The sequence below is a fragment of the Psychrobacter sp. 1U2 genome (assembly GCF_051847575.1).
The window spans coordinates 1-501 of sequence record NZ_JBPYDC010001911.1 but is presented as its reverse complement, the minus strand read 5'-3'; the positions used below and the strand labels follow the sequence as shown (position 1 = coordinate 501).

At 41.9% G+C, this 501-nt stretch carries 1 pseudogene; it reads right to left on the bottom strand.

Features of this window, described 5'->3' with window-relative positions:
* Positions 1 to 501: pseudogene (locus ACS8FD_RS25090) on the bottom strand (XdhC/CoxI family protein); the annotation flags it as partial.

Genomic DNA, 501 nt, shown 5'->3' with positions numbered 1-501 from the left:
CATGGTGACCAGCGCTGACACATCGTCACCTGCCCCGCAAATCAGCAAGCGGATTTGTGGCTGTATACTTTGTACGAGCCACTCGGTTACTAAGTTAGCGTTGTCGTCATTTTCATCATTGTTATCATGTTCATCATCTTTTACAACAATATACTCGGCATTTTTATCGATAAGTGCATGTTGTGCTAATTTTTCAACCGTATCCGCAATCGTATTTGAGGTGTTAGCGCCAGCTTGATTTGACTCGCTATTGATACCGCTGTTATCAGTGCCAATAGTCGTGATTTGTCCCGACTCGGTATAATTATCCAAATCAAGACGCATACTGATTTTAAGTTTAGAGCTTGAATCTTGATGATTAGCAAAACGAATGAGGGTTGCAATTTTTTTTGGCTGCTGAGTTGCACGCACTTGCCGAACGATATCTAATAAAGCCGTAGCCGACGTTAGTCGCTCAAACAGTATGTGTATGCGCCCATTACAACCTAGACCAAAATTTAA